We start from the raw sequence: 3,551 nt of genomic DNA, 5'->3' as shown, positions 1-3,551 counted from the left end.
AAATAAGGGCGTTACCTCTCCCCCTTTGAAACCCATTCCTAAGGTGATAGCCGTGAAAACCAGCTTCCAGAGCCAGCTCCAGTCGTTAATATGGCTGTTGGGATTAAATGCGGCTATTAAACTTACCCCATCCGGCGATTTGCTGTATACGCCTAATCCAAGATAATCGGTGGTGCCTGCCGCATAGCTTAGCAGTATAATAATGATACCACCCACCACCGGGATCAGCCAGGGTATTTTAATATAGGCATTGGCGTTATCCTTAATATTATGAATGAGTTTGGAGAATAAAAGACTGCTCAACCCAAAAAATACCCCGCTCACAATCACCTTTGCCAGCAGCAGGAGATTGTGGTGAACAAAAGGAAGCCAGTTCACCAGCGGATCACTTTTATATAATATATGGTAATGCGTGTGCTCAATGCCCCAGGCGCTGCATACCACATCGGCAAAAACAGCGGCAATCAGGCAGGGTATCAGTGCGTCGTAGCGCATTACGCCAATGGCCAGTACCTCCAGTGCAAACACGGCGCCTGTAAGCGGTGTACCAAATACAGCCCCAAAGCCGGCCGCGATCCCGGTCATGAGTAAAATTCGTATATCCGGGGCCGATAGTCCCAGTTTTTTGCCTATCAGTCCGGCCATGCTGCCGCCAATCTGCACTGCGGTTCCTTCCCGTCCGGCAGAACCGCCAAATAAATGGGTAATGATAGTGGTGATCAGCACCAGTGGCGCCATACGCGCGGGTACGCCACCTCCCGGCTGATGAATCTCGTCCATGATCAGGTTATTGCCCTTTTCGGCATCCTTCCCGCCAATACGATACAGCCAGTAAATTAAAACGCCCGCCAGCGGCAGGCAAAAAAGCAGCCATTCGTGCTGCATACGCAGGTGTGTAACCACTTCCAGCAGCCATAAGAACAGCGCCACTAAAGATCCTACAATAATGGCAACCGGTATTACCAATACAGTCCAGCGCAGCAGCTGTTTAGCTACGGACAATTGTTCCAGCAAAGATTTCGTTTGTTTCATATCCTACAAATAGCAGCGTTATATGGCAGCCATGCTACCATTATAATATTTGTAGGCGCCATCAGACAGCCCTGGGCTGACGGTTCTGGTCAGGAAGACACCATTTCCTGTTATCTATCTCACAAAAATAAATTATTCTTTTAATAATCCTGCATAAAATGCAGCGCCCCATAAGGCGGATTTATCATTGTTCACAATGTGGATCGGCACACTGGCCAGCAATTCCGCCATCCGGTCGCCCTGCATATAATGATGATAAAACTCACCGGTTTCCAGCAACGCCGCTATTTTCGGCGGAATCCCGCCACCAAGGAACAAACCACCGGTGGCCTTCATTTTCAGTACCAGGTTACAGGATTCCCTGGCAAGATAGCGCACAAACAATTCCATTGTTTTAATGCAAACAGGGATCCGTCCTGCTATAGCCGCCTTGCTGATTTCTGCGGCTCCATCGCCGGCATCCATCAACGCCCTCAGTTCCGTGGGTTCGTCCATTCCTTTTATGTCCCGCAGGAATTGATAGATATCAATGATACCCGGCCCGCTAATAAGCCGTTCCCAGCTTACCACGTCGTATTTCTCCTGGAGGTACCGGAGCAATAAAATATCCAGGTCTGTTCTTGGAGCAAAATCAGTGTGCCCCCCTTCCGTTGGAAAAGGGTGATGATACTGGCCATCCCAGTACAATCCGGCCATGCCCAGCCCGGTACCCGGCGCTATAATAGCCATATTCCCCGTATGGTCCGCGGCTCCCCTGTGCAAAGTGGTAAGTTGATGCGGCGCCAGGGTAGCCAATCCGTACGCAGTAGCTTCCAGGTCGTTGATAAGCGCTACCGCCTGTATACCCGTGCTCTGCCTTATCTCATCTTCACTCAGCTCCCGGCTCAGGTTGGTCAGTTCCACTTTTCCCCTTACCACCGGTCCGGCTACGCCAATGCATATACGCTGCGGCGGGGTATCGCTGCTATCGCTGAGAAAATGTTTGATCATCTCCGAAAAATTCTGATAATCCCGCGAAGCATACTTTTCCTGGCGTACCAGGTCCAGTTCTCCATTCAGGCTGCCGAACAATGCCAGGTTGGTTTTGGTGCCCCCCAGATCTCCCGCCAGCAGGTAGGTTTTCGTATCCCCACTGTTTAACGGTGCTGTAAAATGAGGAAGGTATTGCTGCTTTTTCAATGTCTGCATCGTAGTGGAACTTTATACTTAAAAATAAGGGTTTAAACCAAGAATACAACAGGATATGTTTTGTTAATAATTGCCTGCGGGGCATTATTGGAACAGCTTTTGTTCCACGGGTTGAACAATTCCCGGATAAAAATGTAATTCAAAACAAATGTAAGGCCCATATGGAAAGACATACCTATCAGACCGGACTTATTGGCAACTGCGCATTCCTGTCGCATATTAATAAGGATACAAACATCGATTGGCTTTGCTGGCCGCGCATGGACAGCTCCTTTGTTTTCGGGGGACTCCTGGACAAGAAGAAAGGCGGCTCCTTCTCCGTTTTACCGGAAGCCGATTATTCTTCCCACCAGTTCTATCTTGAAAACACCAATGTGCTGTGTACTGAAATTACGACTACGGAAGGCAGCTACCGGGTGACCGATTTTGCGCCCCGCTTCCTGCAGTTTGAACGTTTTTTCAAACCGCTCATGCTGATCCGGAAAATTGAACCACTGGAAGGTTCTCCCCGTATCCGCGTCACATGTGAACCTACCTGCGACTATGGCGCGTCGAAACTGCGCCCTATGAGAGGCAGCAGCCATATTGAGTTCACCGGCTGCGAAGAAAACATCCGGCTTACCACCAATATTGCAGTCAGCTACCTGATCGACAAGGAGTTTTTTGTGCTGAACGACACCCGGTACCTGATCCTCACTTACGGCCATCCGCTGGAAGCGCCGCTGGCCAGCACCGCGGAACGTTTTCTCCGGGAAACCATTTCGTACTGGAGAACCTGGATTAAACATTCTTCCATTGCCAATTACTTCCAGCCTTATGTGATCCGCTCCGCTTTAGCACTGAAAATACACCAGTATGAAGATACCGGCGCCATCATTGCGGCCAGTACCACCAGCCTGCCCGAATTTCCCGAAAGCGGGCGTAACTGGGACTACCGCTATTGCTGGATGCGCGATACCTATTATATCATAACGGCCCTGAACCACATTGGCCATTTTGAAGAAATGGAACGGTACTTTGGCTATATTACGGATATCTCTTTTTCGGGCGATTTCCGCTACCAGCCCCTGTACGGGATTACCGGGCAAAAGACCCTTTCGGAAACCATCCTGCCCCACCTGGATGGCTACCTGGGGAATAAACCGGTGCGGGTAGGCAACCAGGCGTTTGAACATATCCAGAATGATATATATGGACAGGTCCTTATTTCCATGCTTCCGTTATATACTGACCATCGTTTTATTTTTTCTGAAAGAAAAGATTCCGATCGCTGGATTGAATTATTATTAAAGAAGATAGAAAAAACGATTGATGAAAAAGATGCCGGTATC

At 49.2% G+C, this 3,551-nt stretch carries 3 protein-coding genes and 1 riboswitch; of the genes, 1 reads left to right on the top strand and 2 read right to left on the bottom strand.

Features of this window, described 5'->3' with window-relative positions; all coding sequences use genetic code 11:
* Both VN105_RS07070 and glk read right to left on the bottom strand, forming a co-directional pair.
* Positions 1 to 1,032 (bottom strand): chloride channel protein (locus VN105_RS07070; RefSeq protein ID WP_325639303.1); only part of this gene is annotated, 1,032 nt, incomplete at its 3' end.
* A gap of 45 nt (positions 1,033 to 1,077) precedes the next feature.
* Positions 1,078 to 1,149: riboswitch (Fluoride riboswitch) on the bottom strand.
* Positions 1,150 to 1,164: 15 nt separating this feature from the next.
* Positions 1,165 to 2,220: a glucokinase gene (gene glk, locus VN105_RS07065; protein WP_325639301.1), complete on the bottom strand. Its 1,056-nt coding sequence runs from the start codon at positions 2,218 to 2,220 to the stop codon at positions 1,165 to 1,167.
* A 161-nt stretch (positions 2,221 to 2,381) separates the two neighbouring features.
* On the opposite strand from glk, the gene VN105_RS07060 reads away from it, so the two are divergent.
* Positions 2,382 to 3,551, top strand: a 1,170-nt coding sequence (locus VN105_RS07060; RefSeq protein ID WP_325639299.1) for a glycoside hydrolase family 15 protein, incomplete at its 3' end; no start/stop codon positions are given.

Origin of the sequence: Chitinophaga sp. (assembly GCF_035564935.1) — a bacterium.
GTDB lineage: Bacteria > Bacteroidota > Bacteroidia > Chitinophagales > Chitinophagaceae > Chitinophaga.
This window is presented reverse-complemented; position numbering and strand designations above follow the sequence as displayed.